General features: G+C 50.0%; 3 protein-coding genes. 1 reads left to right on the top strand and 2 read right to left on the bottom strand.

What is annotated here, in order from left to right; genetic code table 11:
• A partial coding sequence (locus AAC620_RS12320) for a hypothetical protein (protein WP_340245405.1) occupies positions 1-191 on the top strand: 191 nt, incomplete at its 5' end.
• A gap of 139 nt (positions 192-330) precedes the next feature.
• Here AAC620_RS12320 and AAC620_RS12315 read toward each other — a convergent pair.
• Positions 331-1,317 carry an aldose epimerase family protein gene (locus AAC620_RS12315; RefSeq protein ID WP_340245403.1) on the bottom strand — a complete coding sequence of 329 codons (987 nt, stop codon included), beginning with the start codon at positions 1,315-1,317 and terminating at the stop codon, positions 331-333.
• Between the two features lie 14 nt (positions 1,318-1,331).
• On the bottom strand, positions 1,332-3,212 hold the full coding sequence (locus tag AAC620_RS12310) for a beta-galactosidase (RefSeq protein WP_340245401.1): 1,881 nt from the start codon (positions 3,210-3,212) through the stop codon (positions 1,332-1,334).
• Positions 3,213-3,282 lie beyond the last annotated feature (70 nt).

Raw genomic sequence — 3,282 nt, 5'->3', positions numbered from 1 at the left:
TTGACGCATTCAAACGCGCGATTTTTCAGATGCTGCCAACCAAAATATGCAATGTTAGCGAGTACGAAGCTTCCTGCTCACGGGCATTCCCGAAATCAAATCCTGCGCCTCTAAATCGTGAAGCGAAAATGCTCGGTCTGCTTTTGCAGCCAGTGCCGCAGCACTTAGCACATATCTCTCAGCCTCAATGAGTTGGTGGACACTCACTGCGCGCCGCGTACTCCCACTTAGCCTCCGTCGAAAGCTAGCCGTTGGCCTATTTAGCGAAAGCTCCGCATGTTGATTTACGCTTCTTTGGCGTTATTTCGATAGGTGCTGAAAGGTTAACAGCTATTTCCGCATCTTTTGCGTGAAATGCCATTGCGTGACCTGATGATACAACTCACCAGGAGCAAGAAAGATTGAAGGGAAATTAGAAAACCTTTCCGCCCCTGGCCATGATTGCGCCTCCAAAGCCAACGCACAAAAAGGGCCATATGGATGCCCATGAACGTTGCGATAGCCTCCGTCAATCAATTCTCCTGCATCGTAAACCTGCAAGCCAGCTTCGGTTGATGACATCTCCATTACGACACCATCACGTCCTTCAAGCTTTGCGATAGGTCTCACTTTCCGCTTAGCCTCACCCGTGCAGAAATTATGGTCCAAACGCGGCCCTGTCGCAGCCTGTAACACAGAAGATTGACGATAATCAAACGCACCGTCATCCAGAGGCAAAACTCGTCCTGTAGCCAAATGGTCTACATCCGTTTCCGTAATATTATCTGCAAAAACTGTGAGGCGCTGTCCCGCGATGCCAAGATCGGAGTCAAGGGACCAATAGCTGTGGTTCGCAGGGTTCATTAGAGTGAGTTGATCGGAGGTGGCTTCAACCTCCATCTGAAGGGTCGCATCTTTTACCTGATAGCGCAATACGATGTTACGATTTCCTGGAAAGTGATCCGAGTCATGCGGTCTAGAAAGTGAGAGTGTCACACGATCCGTAGTCTGTTCTTGGATTTGCCATATTTGATGCTGGAAACCAGTTGGACCAGAGTGCAGGGTCAGGCCCTCAATGGGGTGAGTCGGAAGGTTCCATATTTGTCCGGCGATTGTGGCAGTCGCGCCACGGATACGATTAGCGACGGGTCCAATCAAACTACCAAAGTGAAAACAGGGGCCTTCATAACCTGCAACATCCTTTAGGCCCAATGTCATAGGATGGTCCACGCCTTGCAACCGCAGGTCTTGAATAATTCCACCGAGTGTTAGTATCGAAACTTTCAATGCACTTGAGCGCAGAGTGATTTGCTTCACCTGTACGCCAGTCTTTGACATCCCAAAATCACAAATCACGACAATGTGGTCCAAAGGACGCCCGCAGGCGGGATGGTTCGGCCTTGAAACACTACCGATTTCGGGCCGTAATTGAAAAAAAAGCGATGCTTGTCTGTATCGCGTAGCCGCAGATCGGCCGGTAGATCAAGCGTAGGAATATCACACAGTGCGCAAGCATCTTGAATTATACGCCTTAAGAAGGCGGGATCTGGCCAACCGCCTAAATAAGTAATTTTGCCTTGGCGCAAAGCGATGGCGCCTTCATCGCAGTGATAAAGTGCACCATCGCCTAAAAGATGATCGCGCCATTTGGTCACTGCGCCGCCGCCGTCAACGGCAATGGAAGCGAATGGGGGAAGGGTTTCAACGTAAGGGACTTGTGCGGCCAGCCCAAAGATATTTGGAACACCCTCCTCAGGAATCGACATTTCCTCAGTTTTTGATCCTGCGCGAGGGCCAATAACCAAATGTCCTGCTGTGGTTAGGCTTGCCGGCACTGTCAAAAGTGCGGGTGCTATAACCAGGTCATAGGATGATGCATCTATCGTTTTTGGCACAATATCAACCGATAGACCCTGTTTGCGTAGAGCTCTATAGAATTCAAACACAATTTGAAAATAGTCAAAATCTAAGCCTTGTGGTTGTGTCTCCCAAGCGTAGGCACTGTCATAATCGAAAACTAAAGCGATCCTCGCCCGTGCTGTTCCCACCTCCGGCAAAGCATCAATCTCGCGCGCCACCTGTGCCGCTTCGGCTAGGGCAGACGAAGGCTCGGAATTGGGTTGTAACAGGCCCGCATGCATCTGTTCCTGCGCAAAAGGCGCTTGCCGCCATCTGAAATAACAGACGGTTTCAGCCCCATGTGCAAAGGCCTCCCATGCCCAAAGTCGGGGCATTCCGGGTAAAGGCGCAGGGTTCCACGGTGCCCAATTTACCGGGCCAGGTTGTTGTTCCATGATCCACCACCTCCCAGAGGAAGTTGCGCGGTAAAGGTCGTGATGGAATGCTTGAAAATCAGGATCACCTTGCCTCAAGTAGTGTTTCTTTTCGGCTTGGTCCGCACAAACGCGATCAAGCAAAAAACCCATTGGGTAACTGTCCCATGAGGAAATATCGAGGTCTGCCCCCACTTGATAATGATCAAACGCTGTTATGCGCCCCATAAAATTATGTGTAATAGGGGCGTTAGAATATTTCCGGATTTCATCACACTGTGCGCGGTTAAAGCGTACCACTTGATCTGAACTAAAGCGTCGAAATGCTAAAACGTGGGAGGGGTTAGGTTCTGTTACGGTCAGATTAGGTAAATCAATTTGCGTAAAATCGTCATATTCCATTGACCAAAATACATTTCCCCATGCACGGTTAAGTGCATCGGTTGATTGATATCGGGCCGCGCACCAATTTTGGAACGCCATCCGCGCGTTAGGCGTGTAACTAATTGCGGTGTCATGGCAATCATATTCATTATCAATTTGCCAAGCGGCAATATGTGGATGCTTGCCATAGCGTTTGGACAAAATGCGCGCGATGCGGCGGCACTCATCTAAGTAGCCTGGATGACTAAAGCAATAATGCCTGCGTGAACCAAATTTGCGCACACGGCCCTCTTTGTCATGAGCCAGCATGTCCGGGTGCTTGTCGAGCATCCAACGTGGCGGAGTCGCCGTAGGCGTGCCAAGAATTACCTTCAAACCCGCTGAGCCTAAGGTTTCAATTACTCGATCCATCCAGCCCCAATCGAACCGATCGGGCTGGGGTTCTAGTTTTGACCAAGAAAATTCACCTATCCTGACCCAAGTGAGGCCAGTCTCAACCATTTTTGCAGCATCATTCGCCCACCAAGCTTCAGGCCAATGTTCTGGATAGTAACAAGTGCCAAGGCTACGCTTCATTTATGCCTCATGAAGTATTTTCACCCGAAGGCCGCATCATAGGCCGTCACGCACTCTTTCGCCAAATGGC

Origin of the sequence: Roseobacter sp. HKCCA2468, from assembly GCF_037805105.1 — a bacterium.
Taxonomy (GTDB): Bacteria; Pseudomonadota; Alphaproteobacteria; order Rhodobacterales; family Rhodobacteraceae; genus M30B80.
This window is presented reverse-complemented; position numbering and strand designations above follow the sequence as displayed.